This is a genomic window from Promicromonospora sp. NFX87 (assembly GCF_048564965.1).
In the GTDB taxonomy this organism is placed as follows: domain Bacteria; phylum Actinomycetota; class Actinomycetes; order Actinomycetales; family Cellulomonadaceae; genus Promicromonospora.
Genome location: NZ_CP183413.1, coordinates 751,346 through 767,410, shown reverse-complemented (window position 1 = coordinate 767,410; position 16,065 = coordinate 751,346). Strand labels below are relative to the sequence as shown.

The following is a 16,065-nucleotide window of genomic DNA, read 5'->3' as shown; positions in this document are numbered from 1 at the left end:
ACGTGTCGCACGTCACCTCCTCCCCATGGAAGGGTGAACCCATGGCAGACCTGCCCGACGTCGACCTCGAGGTCCTGACCGCTATCGCGTCCGGAACCCACCACGATCCGCACACCGTGCTCGGCCCCCATCTGCTCGATGGGCCCCTGGCGGTGGTACGCGCCTTACGGCCGCTTGCCGACGAGGTGGTGGTGACCATCTCCGGCCCGGGCGGTGAGACGGAGGTGGTCGCGACGCACCAGGGCGCGGGGGTATGGGCCGCCGTCGTGCCCACGACAGAGGGCGCGGACGGGACCAGACATGCTCCCGACTACCGCCTCCGCACCCGTTCCGGCACGGACACCTGGACGTCCGACGACCCGTACCGGTTCCTGCCCACCCTCGGCGAGGTGGACCTGCACCTGATCGGCGAGGGCCGGCACGAGCAGCTCTGGCAGGTGCTCGGCGCCAACCTGCACCGGTACCCGAGCGCGACGGGCGACATCGCCGGCGTCGCCTTCGCCGTGTGGGCGCCGAACGCCCGCGGCGTACGTCTCGTGGGCGACCACAACGGCTGGGGCGGCACGCACCCCATGCGGTCGCTCGGTTCCACAGGTGTCTGGGAGCTCTTCGTCCCCGACGTCGGCCCGGGCCTGCGCTACAAGTACGAGATCCTGGGGGCCGACGGCGTCTGGCGCGCCAAGGCGGACCCCCTCGCCAAGGCGACGGAGCAGCCGCCCGCGACGGCGAGCGTCGTGACCGCCTCGAGCCACGAGTGGCACGACGACGCGTGGATTGCCGCGCGGACGGCGACCGACCCGCATTCCGCGCCGCTGAGTGTGTACGAGGTGCACCTGGGCTCGTGGCGGCCCGGCCTCGGCTACCGCGAGCTCGCGGAGCAGCTCACCGACTACGTCGTCGAGCAGGGGTTCACGCACGTGGAGCTGCTGCCCGTCGCGGAGCACCCGTACGGGGGCTCGTGGGGCTACCAGGTCACCAGCTACTACGCGCCGACGTCGCGGTTCGGCTCGCCCGACGACTTCCGCCACCTCGTGGACCGGCTCCACCAGGCGGGGATCGGCATCATCCTCGACTGGGTCCCCGCGCACTTCCCGCGCGACGAGTTCGCCCTCGCCCGCTTCGACGGCTCGCCCCTGTACGAGCACCCCGACCCCCGGCGTGGCGAGCAGCAGGACTGGGGCACGCTGATCTTCGACTTCGGCCGGCGGGAGGTGCGCAACTTCCTGGTGGCGAACGCGACCTACTGGTTCGAGGAGTTCCACGTCGACGCGCTGCGCGTGGACGCCGTCGCCTCCATGCTCTACCTCGACTACTCCCGCAAGGAGGGCGAGTGGGCCCCCAACGTGCACGGCGGGCGGGAGAACCTGGAGGCCATCGCGTTCCTGCAGGAGACCAACGCGACGGCCTACCGGCGCACGCCCGGCGTCATGATGATCGCCGAGGAGTCGACGGCGTTCCCCCAGGTCACCGGCCCGACCTCCAGCGGAGGGCTGGGCTTCGGCCTGAAGTGGAACATGGGCTGGATGAACGACACCCTCCGCTACCTGGCCGAGGACCCGTACAACCGGCGCTACCACCACGGCGAGCTGACGTTCTCGCTGGTGTACGCGTTCACCGAGCAGTTCGTGCTCCCGATCAGCCACGACGAGGTCGTGCACGGCAAGGGCTCGCTGCTCGGGAAGATGCCGGGCGACCGGTGGCAGCAGCTCGCGGGCGTGCGGTCCTTCCTCGCGTACCAGTGGACGCATCCGGGCAAGCAGCTGCTGTTCATGGGGTGCGAGTTCGCGCAGGAGACCGAGTGGTCCGAGTCGGACGGGCTGCCGTGGCACCTGCTCGGCGACGCCGGGCACGCGGGCGTGCAGCACCTGGTCCGGGACCTGAACGCGCTCTACCGCGCGACGCCGGCGCTGTGGGAGCTGGACTTCGACCACACCGGGTTCGAGTGGCTCGAGGGTGACGACGCCGACCACAACGTGCTGGCGTACGTGCGGCGGTCACGCTCGGGCGACCCGGTGGTGGTGGTCGTGAACTTCGCGGGCGTGCCCCACGAGGGTTACCGGCTGCCGCTGCCGACGCTGCCGCTGACGGAGACCTCGCAGGTCGAGTCTGCCGAGACCGCCGCTGGAGCCGAGCCCTCGCTGGTCGAGCCCGTCGAGACCCCGACCGCCGCCGAGCCGACCGCGGCCTCCGTGTGGCGCGAGGCGCTGAACACCGACGCGACCGTCTACGGCGGCTCGGGCGTGGGGAACATGGGCCGCGTGCAGGCCGAACCCGTGCCGCACCACGGCCGCGCGTGGTCGGCAGTGGTCCGGGTCCCCCCGCTGGGCGCCCTGGTCCTCATTCCCGAACCCCGTAGCTGAGTGCGGGATCTTCGCCCTTCCAACCGCTCAGGAAGGGCGAAGATCCCGCACTCAACGGTTGGGCAAGGTCAGTAGAGGCTGATCGCCAGGCGCTTGCGGGCCTTGCTTACCCGCGGGTCGCCCGGGCCGGCGAGCTCGAAGAGCTCCAGCAGCCGCACGCGGAGCTTCTCCTTGTCGTCGGCGTCGGCGCCGGGCAGCAGGTCGAGCAGGCGGGCGAACGCGTCGTCCACCTTGCCGCCCAGCATGTCCAGGTCGGCGACGGCGAGCGCCGCGTCGACGTCGGCCGGCGCGTCCGCCGCGGCCTTGCGCGCCGCGGCGAGGTCGGCGTCCTGGGTGCGCTGCATGAGGCGGACCTGCGCGAGGCCGGCCGTCGCGTCCGAGTCCTTGGGGTCCTGCCGCAAGGCCTTCTCGTACGCGGCAACGGCGGCATCCAGGTCGTCGCGCTCGATCGCGTCGTACGCCTCCTGGTGGAGCGGCGGGAGCGGCGGCAGCTGCTCGGCCTCTACCGCGTCCGCCACGGGTGCGGCGCCCGGGACCCGGCCGTTGACGCCGTTCTGCTCGGCGGCCGCCAGGACCTGGTCCAGCACACCGCGGATCTGCTGCTCCTCCGCGGCACCCTGGAACAGCGGCAAGGGCTGGCCCTGCAGCACGGCGACCACCGTGGGCACGCCCTGCACCTGGAAGGCGGCGGCGACCTGCGGGTAGGCCTGCGCGTCGACGCGCCCGAGCAGGAACCGTCCGCCGTACTCGTCGGCGAGGCGGCCCAGCGTGACGCCGAGCTCGGCGTTCGCCTGGTCGGTCGGGATCCAGATCAGCATCACCACCGGATAGGTGGACGAGTCACGAACCAGCTGCTCGAAGTTCGCCTCGCTGACGTCGACGACGAAGCCACCGGCTTCGGGGGCGCCGCCGGGTTCACCGGGCGGCGGCGCCTGGGGTCGGTTGAGGGCGGACAGGTCGACGGCGCCGCGCACCGCGAACTCGGGCTGTGCGCTCCGGGCGGGCCCGGGCTGAGGGGACGGACTGCTCATGGGGGCAATCCTAATGACCGTGCCGGCGCTCACCCGCCGACTCCGCTCTCAGCGAGAATCGGCGAGCAGCCGCCCCGACCGGCCCCGCGGTCAGTCGTTCGAGACGTCGTAGGGCACTCGGTGGTGGCCGACCGCACTGATCTGGACGTCCGAGTCCTTGGGCGGTACGTACAGGGCCACGATGTCCCGGTAGGCGATCCGCACCACGTTGGTCCGCTCGGCGGAGCCCCACAGCGCCCTGGCCGACGGCGTGGGCGGGCCGAGCTGCCAGTTCTCCTCGGCCCGGACCGTCTCCCTGCTGGTCAGCGCCCCGAGGACCAGTGCGCCGCCGTCGACCGTACGGACCGCCTTGACCGGGTCGTCCGTTGGCTCGTACTCGATCTCGAAGGTGCCCCTGCCGTCCTTCTCCTCGATGGCGTCGACCTGGAGCTCGCCGTACGACCGGATCAGCCGGCGGACGTAGTCGTCTGCGAAGCCATCGGCGTACCGCGAGCGCTCGTCGTGCGTCAGCACCGACGCGTACTGCGCGACGGCCGCCTCGGGCGTCGCCTTGAGCGTCGTGTCGTCCACCGCTACGCTCGGGCTGCCCAGGGCAGCCTCCGCGAAGCGGGGCATCGTGATGTCCGGCAGGAGCTGGACGTAGCCCCAGAGCTTGTACTGCTCCCGGGCGGAGGCCTGCTCGAAGGCCGCGAGGACCGGCGTGCCCTTGCCCTTCGGCGTGACCCCGATGCCGTAGCTGCTGCGCGGCCAGCCCTGCTCGGACGGCAGCACGACCTGCTGCATCTCCAGCGACAGGTCGGTCAGCAGCTTGTCGTCGCCGCGGGCCGCGGCGAGCTCCAGCTCGGCCTCGCGCAGGGCGAGCGCGGGCCCGGACAGACGCGCGGCCAGCGACCTCGCCTCGTCGGCCCGGTCCGCCTCCGCGACGACGGTCGAGACCCGGTCCAGGATCTTCAGCTCCTGGGTCTCGCTGACCACTGCCGCGACCACAGGCGCGTCGGCCTGGGGCGCGGGCGGCTCCGCCGTGCAGCCGGCGACCAGCGCCGCGACGGCGCCGGCCACGGCCAGGCGGGCGGCGCCCCGCCGTCGGGCAGCCTGCCGACGGGCCGTGGAAAGAGCTTCGGAAAGCAGCAAGGGTGGCCTCCGTAGATTCACGGAGGCCACCCTAGCGGCGGCTGCTGATCGGCTCGCCGGCCTGGTCAGCCGTTCGAGACCGAGCTCGGCACGTGCTCGTAGCCGACCAGGCTGACCTGGTCGTCCGAGTCCTTGGGCGGCACGTACATCGCCACGATGTCCCGGTAGTTGACCTCGACCACGTTGCTCACGTCGGCGTCGCCCCAGAGCGCCTGGGTCGTCTCGGTCGGCGGGCCGATCTCGCAGCCCTCCTCCTTGGCGGTGATCGTCTCCTGGCTGATCATCGCCGCCATCACGAGCGCGCCGCCGTCTGCCGTGCGGACCGCCTTCACCGGATCCTTCGTGGGCTCGTACTCCACCTTGAAGTCGCCGCCGCACTTCTCCTTGTTGATCGCGTCGACCTGGAGCTTGCCGTAGTCCCGGAAGAACTGGCGCAGGTCGTCGTCGGTGAAGGTGTCGGCGTACTTCGAGTCCTTGTCGACGGTGAGCACCGACGCGTACTGCTTGATCGCGTCGGCAGGTGTCACCTTGAGGCTCTTGTCGTCCGGCGGGACGGCGGGGCTGCCCAGCTGGGCCTCGGCGAACCGCGGCATGGTCACGCCGGGCAGCAGGCGTACCCAGGCCCACAGCTTGTACTGGTCGCGCGCCGTGGCCTGGTCGAAGGCCATGAGCACGGGCGTCGTGAGGTCCTTGGGCTGCACCGTGATGGCGAAGCTGCTGCGCGGCCACTCCTGGTCCGACGGCAGGATGACCTGCTGCATCTCCATGCTTAGGTCGGTCAGCGGCTCGGTGTCCTTGCGGGCGCCGGCGACCTTGAGCTGCGTCTCGCGGATGTCGAGAGCGGGCCCGGTCAGGCGTGAACCGAGAGACTTCGCGTCGCTGGACTTGGTCACCTTGCCGACGACGCTCGCCACGTCGTCCAGGATCTTGCGCTCCTGGGACTCCGTGACGACCGCCTGCGCGACGGGCGCTTCCGGCGTCGGGGTCGGCAGCTCCTCGGCACAGCCGGTGAGCAGACCCGTGGCGAGCACGGTTGCTACCACGGCCGTGACGCGGGTCGTGGAGCGTCTCATGAGTTACCTCCGTCGTTCCCGGTGACGCCCCAGGTCTGGCGCCACGCGGCAGCCCGGCTGTTCGGTGTCTCCGGCTCGGGCTCGGGTTCGGGTTCAGGTTCGGACGCGGGCACGGTGGGCATGGCGCCTGTCGCGGCCCTGAGCTGCGCCTGCTCGCGCAGGCGCATCTCGCGTCGGGTCAGTGGCCTGCCCGACGCCGCGGGAGCGGCCGGCTCGGCCCGTGCGGCGGCCGGCGCCTGGGGCGACGCCGGTGCCTGTTCGGGTGCGGCTCCGCCAAATTCGGGTGCGGCTCCGCCGAACGGCGTCCGCTCTGCCGAGGGCTGTCCGGTGGGCACGGGTGCTCCGGGCGCCTGGCCCCGGCGACGCCGGATCCCGCGGACGGACGCCGCAGGGGCGGCGACCGGTTCGGGAGCCTGCTCGGGAACCGGGGGCGGGGTGATGGGAGCCGCTCCGCCGAACGGGGCAGGCGCACCCCAGGTGCGGGTGTGGTCCTGTTCGGGTTCGGGCAGACCCCGCTCCGGGGGCCGCACCGGTTCGGGCCCGGGCCTGCCACGCTCGGGCCTGCCGCGCTCGGGCCTGTCGCGGCCCGGCGGCTCCTGGCCGGCCGGCGGGTAGACCGCCGTACCGCCGTCGGCAGGGTCGCCCAGCGCGGGCGGGAAGCCCGCGGCCGGCTCGTGCGCGGCCGGGCTGGACCGGTCGCCGTCCACCTCGAAGACCGTGTCCCGGCGCGACAGCTCGGAGTCCGTCTTCCGCGTACGGCCGGCCGACGACGAGCGTCCCTTGCCGGAGCCGCGGTTCTTCCGACGTGCGCCGATGGCCAGGAAGACGCCGAGGATCAGGAGGAAGCCACCGCCCAGCACGCCCGGCCACAGGAACGGGGTGTTCACGGGGCGGGGCCACGTGAACTCCAGCGTGGGCGCCTGCGCACCCTCGCCGACGCCTGCGGCCAGCAGGACCGTGCGGCCGGGCTGCTCCGTCCAGCGCATCTGGGCGGTGGTCTCGCCACTCACCTCGGAGATCCACATGTCGGACCCAGCGGGATCAGGGCCGGCCTCCGGCTTTTCGCCGGACTCCTCTGCCTCTTCGCCCTCTGCCGCCTCCCCCTCGGGGGCGGCACCGGTACCCGGGACGACGCTCAGCGTCTCCCAGGAGGACAGGCCGGTCACCGAGTCGTAGGGGTCCTGGCCCACCCAGCCGAGCACGTCGACGTCGGACCCGAGAGCGAGCGTGACCTTCTGCCCCTCCGGGACAGTGGCTCGCACGGTCACCTGGTCGTCGACCAGGCCAAGTACGCCGGGCTCGGTCACGACCATGGTTCCGTCGCCGCTGGGGGTCGCGGTCGCGACAACCGTGTCGGACTCGCGCAGGACGGTTGCCGTCGCAACCCCGTAACCGATCCCGCCGAGTCCGGCAAGGATCAGGAGGATTGCCAGAAAGCGTTGCACCACCGATTCCCTTCGAATTTTGGGCGCGCGGCCCGTCGATCAGGTGGATGTTCCAGCATAGGGACCGAACAACGAGCCCTGTCCAATGACGGGCGTGCTTGTGCGGTTCGGTCGGGATTCTCACGCTTCCTTCACTGGGCGCGCCTGAACCGCCACCGGGTCGCGCGAGCTGGATCGCGCAGGCCAGGCCGCGCGGGCCAGCGAGAGTATTCCATGCAATACGTACATTGCATCCGCTAGCGGGAGTATCCACATCCGCACAAGGCACGTATCCTGGGCGCCGGACGGCCGGTATAAGCGGCGTCCCAGGGGGGAGCCTGACCCGCGCCTCACCAAGTTCCGACACTGGAGGTCTGCACCGTGTCCGACGAGCGCTCGCTCTTTCCGACTGCAATGCGCGGATACGACCGCGACCAGGTGCATGCGCACCTGGACCGGTTGAATCACGCCCTCGAAGAGGCACGGCGCCAGGTCGAGGCCTCTGACAGCCGCGCCATGCAGCTCACGCAGGACCTCACCGACGCCAAGCGCAATCTGCGCGAGACCGAGAAGCCCTCGTACGCCGGCCTCGGCTCCCGCATCGAGCTGCTGCTGCGTTCGGCCGAGGACCAGTCGACCGACATCATCAACCAGGCCAACCAGCAGGCCGCAGACATCATGGCGCGGGCGAAGCTGTCCGCGGGCCAGGTGCGCTCGCGCGCCGAGTCCGAGGTCGCCGAGATGCTCGCCAGCGCCCGCCGCGAGGCCGAGGAGATCCGCACCACGATGGCGGCCGAGGCCGAGGGCCACCTGCTGGCCGCACAGCGCCGCGCCGAGGAGCTCGTGGGTTCCGCCGAGCGCGAGTCCGCGCAGATCGCCAGCGCCATCAACGCCGAGGAGAGCGAGCGCCGGGCCAGCCTCGAGCGCGAGCTCGGCACCCTGCGTTCGACCGTCGAGCGCGAGACCACCGAGCTGCGCGTCAAGACCGAGGCGGACGCCGCCAAGCTCCGCTCCGAGGTCGCCGCCCAGACGAGCGAGCAGCGCGAGTCCGCCGAGCGCGACTCCTCCGCGATGCTGTCCAACGCCCGGGCCGAGTCCGAGCAGATCCTCTCGGAGGCACGCCGCCAGGCGGCCGAGGCGGCCAACGCCGTCACCACCGAGATGGAGGAGCTGCGCGAGCAGGCCCGTGCGGCCCTCGCCCAGGCCGAGCTCGACATCGCCACCCGCAAGGAGAGCGTCGAGAAGGAGCTCGCAGAGCGCCACGAGACGGCGAAGTCCGAGATGGCCAAGCTGGTCAGCACTGCCGAGGAGCACGCAGCGGAGGCCGAGAAGCGCGTGGCCGTGGCTCTCGAGCAGTCGGAGAAGATCCGCTCGGAGTCCGACGTCTACGTCAAGGACCTCGTGGCGGACGCCCGCAAGTCCGCGGACCGTATCGTGGCCGAGGCCAGGGAGTTCGCCGAGCAGACGATCGACGACGCTCGCGCCGAGGCGGAGTCGAGCCGGTCGGCCGCACAGCACCAGCTCGAGGATCTGACGCGTCAGCACGACTCGATCAACTCGTACCTGGACGAGTTGCGGGGCATGCTCGGTACGCCGACCGAGGCCGCTCCGGCCAAGCCCGCCCTGCCGTCGAAGCCGAAGGGCATGTCCGGGGCGACCCCGGCGCAGCAGGCCCGCTTCGCCGTCGTCGGCGACGGCACCGAGGCAGAGCCCGAGGTTCCCGAGTCCACCGACACGGGCTCGATGCCCGCGTCGATCCCGCCGAGCAACCCCACGCCCGTGCCCGTCGGCACGGCGACGGTGGTCATCCCGTCGGTCAAGGGCACCAAGGCCAGCACGAAGGCCGGCCAGCCCGCCGAGAGCGAGGACGCCGAGGAGCCGGTCGCCGAGAAGGCCGGCGCCTCGAAGTAACCGCCTGCTGACCTAGTTCCGCGAAGTAGAGCGCCTGTCCAGGGAGACCCGGACAGGCGCTCTACTTCGCGGAGGAGCTCGGCGTGCTGGTCAGCGGTGCGCCACCACGTGGGTGTGCAGCAAGGCCAGGGCCGCGGCGACGGCCTGCGGGTCCTCCACGACGCTCATGTGGCCGACGCCGGGCACGAGGGTGAGCGACCCGTCACCGGCGGAGAGCCGGGCGGACGTACCAGCCGCCTTGACCATGTGCTCCGCCTCGGCGAGCGGCGTGATGCTGTCCTCCGCCCCCACCACCACGGAGACCGGCGCGTCGAAGCGCTCGAGCACCGCCGTCCGGTCCGGGCGGGCCGCCATCGCGCGCTGTGCCCAGGCGACACCTGCGGGCGACTGCGCGCGGATCCACGAGTCCAGCACCGGGAAGAGGTGTCGCCGGCGTTCGGTGGTCGTCGCACCCACCAGGGCGGCGGGCATGCTGAGGACGGCGTCCACCGTCTGGCTGGCCTCCACCGCGGCGGCGATCCGCAGGCGCTTGGCACGCGCCTCCTCGGTGTCCGCCGTCGACTTGGTGCTCACCAGCCCGAGGCCCGCGACGAACCCCGGGTGCCGCTCGGCCAGGGCGAGCGCCACGTAACCGCCCATCGAGTGCCCGACGACCACCGCGTTTCCCTCACCGGCCTCGGTCATGGTCCGGTGGACCCAGTCGGCCGTGTGGTCGATGCTCGGCTGGAAGCCGTCGAGGTCGCTGTGCCCCGCGCCCGGCAGGTCGACGCCGATGGCGCGGGTGCCCGGAGGTAGGAACGCCGCGCAGGCCGCCCACATGCGGTGGTCGAGCGGAAAGCCGTGCAGCAGCACGAGCGGCACTCCGCCGCCGTCGTGCAGCGTGAAGGTGGCCAGGGTCTGTGAGGTCATCGTCGTCCTCCTGTGGTGGGTGCTGTCGTGGTGAGGCCGCTCAAGCAGCTCCTACGGGTCCGTCCCAGTGCGTCGGCAGCGGTAGCGGATGGTCGGGCAGCACGTGGGCCACTATCTCGTTCAGCGCGCGGGCGACCGCCGGCTCCCCCACCCACAGGTGCTTGGCTCCGTCGACGCCGATCACCTCGGCCTGCGGCACGCGCGCGAAGCGGCGGCGAGCCTCCTCCGGCCGGAGGTAGTCGTCGAGCTCCGGTACGAGGACGACGAGGGGCTTCCCGAACGCGGCCCAGCGGTCCAGGTCCTCGTCGGTCGCGCGGTGCAGCGGCGGCGACAGGAGGATCGCGCCCTCGATGCTCGGGTCGGTGCCGTGCTTGAGCACCAGCTCGGTGCCGAAGGACCAGCCGACCAGCCACGGCCGCGGCAGCCCCCGGAACTCGGCCAGCTCGATCGCCGCGGCGACGTCGTACCGCTCGGCGTCGCCGCCGTCGAACGCACCCTCGCTCGTGCCGCGCGGGGACGAGGTGCCGCGCGTGTTGAACCGCAGGACGGCGAGGTCCGCCAGCGCGGGCAGGCGCCACGCGGCCTTGCGGTACACGTGGGAGTCCATGAAGCCCCCGTGCGTGGGCAGCGGGTGGAGCGTCAGCAGGCTGGCCGCCGGTTCGCTGTCCACGGGCAGCGCCAGCTCGCCCACGAGCGTCAGGCCGTCGGCGGTGTGCAGCTCGACGTCCTCCCGCTGCGCGGGCAGGACGGTGAGCGAGCGGATCTGGTGGGTCGTCTGGCCGGAAGCCTCGTCCGGCGTCGCTTCGGTGGTCATCGATCCCATTGTCGCCCCGCTGGCCGCCCGCGGGCTCACCGCAGGTTCGCGCGGCGCTGCCAGCAGCTGTTATGCCAGTGCCGGCGACCGTCCAGACCTGCCTCGGGACCGCCGAGGACGTCCGTCTTCCACGCGACGACGTGCGCGGTCCCGGGCGTCACCTCCTGACGGCAGGCGGGGCAGACGTACGTCTTGTCGGACGAACGGATCCGCTGCACCACCCACTCACCGTCCGCCGCCGACTCGCTGCGACGGCCACCCGTGGCCCGATCGACATCGAGGGGGACGTGGTCCGCGGCATACGGACGCTTGCTGGAGCGGCGGTTCGACGGCATGGCAACTATTCTTCCGCAGGGCGGAGCGGATCGCTCGAACCCCGCCCAAGAACTGCTCGCATCGCGCATCACACTGCCTGGGAGCCCCACCCAACTCCGCCCGCTAGAGTGTGGCGGTCCCCAGCAAGGCGCAAACCCGACCGAAGGACTACTTGTGAAGCACCGCACAACTGCCGGCCTGGCAGCCGTCGCGCTGGCAACTATCGCGCTCACCGGCTGCGCAGGCCAAGACGGCTCCGGGGACGGCGGCAACGCTGCCGCCTCCAACGGAAACGTCTGCGAGGTGACGGCCGCGCCCGAGCCGTCGCCCGCCCCCAGCCCGTCCGAGGCCGACGTCAAGGCCGTCGACACGATCAAGGTCGACGGCCCGGTCGGCAAGGAGCCGAAGGTCACGTTCAAGGCGCCGCTGAAGGTTACCGGCCCGACGTCCCGTGTCGTCGACGAGGGCACCGGCGAGGAGCTCGTCGAGGGCGCCCAGGTGACCATCAACTACGTGGTGATCGCGGGCAAGGACGGCAAGACCAGCGGCTCGACGTGGGAGACCAAGAAGCCTGAGTCGTTCACGCTCGGCGACCCGCAGTACGACCTGCTCAACGACCGCCTGATCGGCCAGAAGGTCGGCACGCGCCTCGTCATGGCGAGCACCGCGATGGACCAGACCATCCAGGTCACGATGGTCGAGGTCGCCGAGGTCAAGGAGATCCCGACGCGCGCCGAGGGCACCGAGGTCGCCCCGAAGGAGGGCCTGCCCACCGTCGCGCTCGCCGACAACGGCCAGCCGACCGTCACCATCCCGAAGAACTTCGAGGCACCCACGGAGCTCGTGGTCCAGCCTCTCGTCGAGGGTGACGGCGCCGAGGTCACCAAGGACCAGACGGTCACCGTGCAGTACGCGGGCTGCCTGCTCGACGGCACGTCGTTCGACTCCTCGTGGAGCCGCGGCACCCCGACGTCGTTCCCGCTGAACGGCGTGATCCCGGGCTGGACCAACGGCATCGCCGGCCAGAAGGTCGGCAGCCAGGTGCTGCTCGTCGTCCCGGCGGACCAGGGCTACGGCGACCAGGAGAACGGCGCCATCCCCGCGAACTCGACGCTCGTGTTCGTGGTCGACATCCTCGAGGCCAAGAAGGCCTGACCTCTCGGCCCGTCCGCTCGGGGACGGTCTGAGACCTCGCGCACTCCACGTGCGCATCGCCGCTGGTCACGGCCTGGACGTGGCGGGTACCCGAACCGGGTGCCCGCCACATCTCGTAGGGTCTTCCCATGACCTCGACAGACCTTCCCGCCGCTGAGCCCGCTCCCATGCCGGAGCGCGAGGTGCTCACCTGGGAGACCTTCCCCGACGCGGTGCGAGACCTCGCCCACAAGGTCGTCGACAGCGGGTTCGTGCCCGACGTGGTGGTCGCCGTCGCGCGCGGCGGCCTGGTACCCGGCGGTGCGATGGCGTACGCGCTCGGCACCAAGGGTGTCGGCACGCTGAACGTCGAGTTCTACACCGACATCGGCCAGACGCTGGACGACCCCCGCGTGCTGCCGCCCCTCATGGACACGTCCGAGCTCCCGGGCGCCAAGGTCCTGGTGGTGGACGACGTCGCCGACTCCGGCCGCACCCTGGCCCTCGTCATGGACCTCCTGGCGAAGCAGGGCGCCGAGGCACGCTCGGCCGTGCTGTTCACCAAGCCGCGCACGATCATCCAGCCCGACTACTCGTGGAAGGACACCGATCTGTGGATCACCTTCCCGTGGTCCGCCGAGCCGCCGGTGACCGGCGCGAGGTCGATCGACGCGTGAACCGCTGAGCGCCGCCCACGCACGAACCGCACGCTGAGCGCAGCTCCGCGCTGACACACAAGAGGCCCGGAACCGCAGAGATCTGCGGTTCCGGGCCTCTTTCAGCCGCTACGGGCGACGAGCTCCCGACACGAGGTCAGAAGTCCCAGTCGTCGTCCTCGGTCTCCACTGCCTTGCCGATCACGTACGACGAGCCCGACCCAGAGAAGAAGTCGTGGTTCTCGTCCGCGTTCGGCGAGAGCGCCGCGAGGATGGCCGGGTTGACGTCGGTGTCCTCCTTGGGGAACAACGCCTCGTAGCCCAGGTTCATCAGGGCCTTGTTGCCGTTGTACCGCAGGAACTTCTTGACGTCGTCGGTCAGCCCCAGCTCGCCGTAGAGCGAGTCGGTGTACTCCTCCTCGTTCTCGTACAGCTCGAAGAGCAGGCCGAACGTGTAGTCCTTGAGGTCTGCCTGCTCGGCCTGGGTCAGCTTCGCGAGGCCCTTCTGGTACTTGTAGCCGATGTAGTACCCGTGGACCGCCTCGTCACGGATGATGAGGCGGATCAGGTCGGCCGTGTTCGTGAGCTTCGCCCGCGAGGACCAGTACATCGGCGCGTAGAAGCCGGAGTAGAACAGGAACGACTCGAGCATCGTCGAGGCGACCTTCCGCTTCAGCGGGTCGTCGCCGCGGTAGTAGTCGAGGACGATCTCTGCCTTCTTCTGCAGGTTCGCGTTGTTCTCGGACCACTCGAACGCCGCGTCGATCTCCGGCGTCGACAGCAGGGTCGAGAAGATCGACGAGTAGCTCTTCGCGTGCACGCTCTCCATGAAGGCGATGTTGGTGTACACCGCCTCCTCGTGCGGAGTGATCGCGTCCGGGATCAGCGACACCGCGCCCACCGTGCCCTGGATGGTGTCCAGGAGGGTCAGCCCGGTGAACACCCGCGAGGTCATGGTCTTCTCGTGCTCCGAGAGGGTGTTCCACGACTGGATGTCGTTGGATACCGGGACCTTCTCCGGCAGCCAGAAGTTGCCGACAAGACGGTCCCAGACCTCGGCGTCCTTCTCGTCCTCGAGGCGGTTCCAGTTGATCGCTGTCACGCGATCGATGAGCTTGAGCTTGCCGGTTGGCGACATGGGAGTTCCTTCAGGGGCGGCGGTACGGGCGAGGCTGGCGGCGGGACCGGTCAGAGCATGCAGGAGACGCAGCCCTCGATCTCGGTGCCCTCCAGTGCCAGCTGACGCAGGCGGATGTAGTACAGGGTCTTGATGCCCTTGCGCCACGCGTAGATCTGCGCCTTGTTGACGTCGCGTGTGGTGGCGGTGTCCGGGAAGAACAGCGTGAGGCTCAGGCCCTGGTCCACGTGCTGCGTCGCCGCGGCGTACGTGTCGATGATCTTCTCGTAGCCGATCTCGTACGCGTCCTGGTAGTAGTCCAGGTTGTCGTTCGTCATGTACGGCGCCGGGTAGTAGACGCGGCCGAGCTTGCCTTCCTTGCGGATCTCGATCTTGGCCGGGACCGGGTGGATCGACGACGTCGAGTTGTTGATGTAGCTGATCGAACCCGTCGGCGGCACAGCCTGGAGGTTCTGGTTGTAGATGCCGTGCTCGATGACCGAGGCACGCAGCTCACGCCAGTCGTCCTGCGTCGGGATCGAGACCCCGGCGTCGGAGAACAGGCGCGCGACGCGCTCCGTGGCCGGCTTCCACTCCTGCTCGACGTACTTGTCGAAGTACTCGCCTGTGGCGTACTTCGAGTCCTCGAACCCACCGAACTTCTTGCCGCGCTCGATCGACAGGCGGTTGGACGCCCTGATCGCGTGGTACGCGACGGTGTAGAAGTAGATGTTGGTGAAGTCGATGCCCTCTTCGGAGCCGTAGTGGATGCGCTCGCGTGCGAGGTAGCCGTGCAGGTTCATCTGGCCGAGGCCGATGGCGTGCCCCTGCTGGTTGGCCAGCTTGATCGACGGGACCGACTCGATCGACGTCTGGTCGCTCACCGCGGTCAGCGCGCGGATGGCGGTGTCGATCGTGCGGCCGAAGTCCGGCGAGTCCATCGCCTTGGCGATGTTCAGCGAGCCCAGGTTGCAGGAGATGTCCCGGCCGACCTCGCTGTACGAGAGGTCCTCGTTGAACGTCGACGGGGTCGACACCTGGAGGATCTCGGAGCACAGGTTCGAGTGCGTGATGCGGCCCTTGATCGGGTTCGCCGCGTTCACCGTGTCCTCGAACATGATGTACGGGTAGCCGGACTCGAACTGCAGCTCCGCGAGCGTCTGGAAGAAGTCGCGTGCGCTGATCGTCGTCTTGCGGATGCGGTCGTCGGCCACGAGCTCGTCGTACTTCTCCGAGATGGAGATGTCGGCGAACGGCACGCCGTAGATGCGCTCGACGTCGTACGGGCTGAACAGGTGCATGTCGGCGTTCTTCTTGGCCAGCTCGAACGTGATGTCCGGGATGACCACGCCGAGCGAGAGCGTCTTGATGCGGATCTTCTCGTCCGCGTTCTCCCGCTTGGTGTCCAGGAACCGCATGATGTCGGGGTGGTGCGCGTGCAGGTACACGGCGCCGGCGCCCTGACGCGCACCGAGCTGGTTCGCGTAGGAGAAGGAGTCCTCCAGGAGCTTCATCACGGGGATGACGCCCGAGGACTGGTTCTCGATGTGCTTGATCGGCGCACCGTGCTCGCGGATGTTGCTCAGGAGCAGTGCGACACCGCCGCCGCGCTTGGAGAGCTGCAGCGCGGAGTTGATGCTGCGCGCGATGGACTCCATGTTGTCCTCGATGCGCAGCAGGAAGCAGGACACGGGCTCGCCGCGCTGCGCCTTGCCGACGTTGAGGAAGGTCGGCGTCGCGGGCTGGAACCGCCCGGCGACGACCTCCTCGACGATGTCGCGCGCCGTCTGCTCGACGCCGTCGGCCAGGCCGAGCGCGACCATGGCGACGCGGTCCTCGAAGCGCTCCAGGTACTTCTTGCCGTCGAACGTCTTGAGCGTGTACGAGGTGTAGTACTTGAAGGCGCCCAGGAACGTCTCGAAGCGGAACTTCTTCGAGTACGCGAGCTGGAACAGCTCCTTGACGAACGCACCGGAGTACTTCGCGAGCACGGTGGGGTCGTAGTACTTGGCCTCGACGAGGTGCTCGAGCTTGGCTTCGAGCGACTCGAACTCGACGGTGTTCGGGTTCACGTGCTGCAGGAAGTACTGGCGGGCCGCCTCGCGGTCCTTCTCGAACTGGATCTTCCCGTCCGGCCCGTACAGGTTCAGCATCGCGTTGAGCGAGTGATAGTCCATCTGGATGCTCTCC

The 16,065-nt window shown here is 70.2% G+C and carries 13 protein-coding genes; 4 read left to right on the top strand and 9 right to left on the bottom strand.

Translation table 11 applies throughout. The annotated features are described in order from the left end of the window. Positions 1-41: 41 nt before the first annotated feature. Positions 42-2,360 (top strand): 1,4-alpha-glucan branching protein GlgB, encoded by a 2,319-nt coding sequence (glgB, locus tag ACNYC2_RS03515; protein WP_419705708.1) that lies wholly within the window; start codon positions 42-44, stop codon positions 2,358-2,360. 68 nt (positions 2,361-2,428) lie between these two features. Here the strand turns inward: glgB and ACNYC2_RS03510 are convergent, their stop codons facing one another. From ACNYC2_RS03510 to ACNYC2_RS03495, 4 genes are all read right to left on the bottom strand, one after another. Continuing rightward, positions 2,429-3,391, bottom strand: coding sequence for a tetratricopeptide repeat protein (locus ACNYC2_RS03510; protein ID WP_419705707.1), 963 nt, complete (start codon positions 3,389-3,391; stop codon positions 2,429-2,431). A 90-nt stretch (positions 3,392-3,481) separates the two neighbouring features. Next, positions 3,482-4,522, bottom strand: coding sequence for a hypothetical protein (locus ACNYC2_RS03505; protein ID WP_419705706.1), 1,041 nt, complete (start codon positions 4,520-4,522; stop codon positions 3,482-3,484). A 65-nt stretch (positions 4,523-4,587) separates the two neighbouring features. After that, positions 4,588-5,595, bottom strand: coding sequence for a hypothetical protein (locus ACNYC2_RS03500; protein ID WP_419705705.1), 1,008 nt, complete (start codon positions 5,593-5,595; stop codon positions 4,588-4,590). Then, positions 5,592-7,040, bottom strand: a complete 1,449-nt coding sequence (locus ACNYC2_RS03495; RefSeq protein ID WP_419705704.1) for a hypothetical protein — start codon at positions 7,038-7,040, stop codon at positions 5,592-5,594. Before ACNYC2_RS03495 ends, ACNYC2_RS03500 begins: the two co-directional genes overlap by 4 nt. Positions 7,041-7,400: 360 nt before the next feature. Between ACNYC2_RS03495 and ACNYC2_RS03490 the strand changes: the two genes are divergently transcribed. Continuing rightward, positions 7,401-8,930, top strand: coding sequence for a DivIVA domain-containing protein (locus tag ACNYC2_RS03490; RefSeq protein WP_419705703.1), 1,530 nt, complete (start codon positions 7,401-7,403; stop codon positions 8,928-8,930). A 90-nt stretch (positions 8,931-9,020) separates the two neighbouring features. Here ACNYC2_RS03490 and ACNYC2_RS03485 read toward each other — a convergent pair whose 3' ends face one another. The 3 genes from ACNYC2_RS03485 to ACNYC2_RS03475 are packed head-to-tail and all read right to left on the bottom strand — an operon-like array spanning position 9,021 to position 10,988. Then, a complete protein-coding gene (locus ACNYC2_RS03485) occupies positions 9,021-9,839 on the bottom strand; it encodes an alpha/beta fold hydrolase (RefSeq protein ID WP_419705702.1) in 819 nt (272 codons plus the stop codon). Positions 9,840-9,879: 40 nt separating this feature from the next. After that, positions 9,880-10,653: an alpha/beta hydrolase gene (locus tag ACNYC2_RS03480; RefSeq protein WP_419705701.1), complete on the bottom strand. Its 774-nt coding sequence runs from the start codon at positions 10,651-10,653 to the stop codon at positions 9,880-9,882. Between the two features lie 35 nt (positions 10,654-10,688). Beyond that, complete coding sequence (locus tag ACNYC2_RS03475; RefSeq protein WP_357456456.1) at positions 10,689-10,988, bottom strand: hypothetical protein; 300 nt, start codon at positions 10,986-10,988, stop codon at positions 10,689-10,691. A gap of 154 nt (positions 10,989-11,142) precedes the next feature. Here ACNYC2_RS03475 and ACNYC2_RS03470 point away from each other — a divergent pair, with 154 nt between their 5' ends. Both ACNYC2_RS03470 and ACNYC2_RS03465 read left to right on the top strand, forming a co-directional pair. Beyond that, entirely contained in the window at positions 11,143-12,123 is a 981-nt protein-coding gene (locus ACNYC2_RS03470; protein ID WP_419705700.1) for an FKBP-type peptidyl-prolyl cis-trans isomerase, read from the top strand. 128 nt (positions 12,124-12,251) lie between these two features. Beyond that, complete coding sequence (locus ACNYC2_RS03465; RefSeq protein ID WP_419705699.1) at positions 12,252-12,779, top strand: phosphoribosyltransferase; 528 nt, start codon at positions 12,252-12,254, stop codon at positions 12,777-12,779. A 136-nt stretch (positions 12,780-12,915) separates the two neighbouring features. Here ACNYC2_RS03465 and nrdF read toward each other — a convergent pair whose 3' ends face one another. Together nrdF and nrdE are read right to left on the bottom strand one after the other, a co-directional pair. Beyond that, complete coding sequence (nrdF, locus tag ACNYC2_RS03460) at positions 12,916-13,896, bottom strand: class 1b ribonucleoside-diphosphate reductase subunit beta (protein WP_357510839.1); 981 nt, start codon at positions 13,894-13,896, stop codon at positions 12,916-12,918. A 50-nt stretch (positions 13,897-13,946) separates the two neighbouring features. After that, positions 13,947-16,052 carry a class 1b ribonucleoside-diphosphate reductase subunit alpha gene (gene nrdE, locus ACNYC2_RS03455; RefSeq protein ID WP_419707766.1) on the bottom strand — a complete coding sequence of 702 codons (2,106 nt, stop codon included), beginning with the start codon at positions 16,050-16,052 and terminating at the stop codon, positions 13,947-13,949. Between the last annotated feature and the right edge of the window lie 13 nt (positions 16,053-16,065).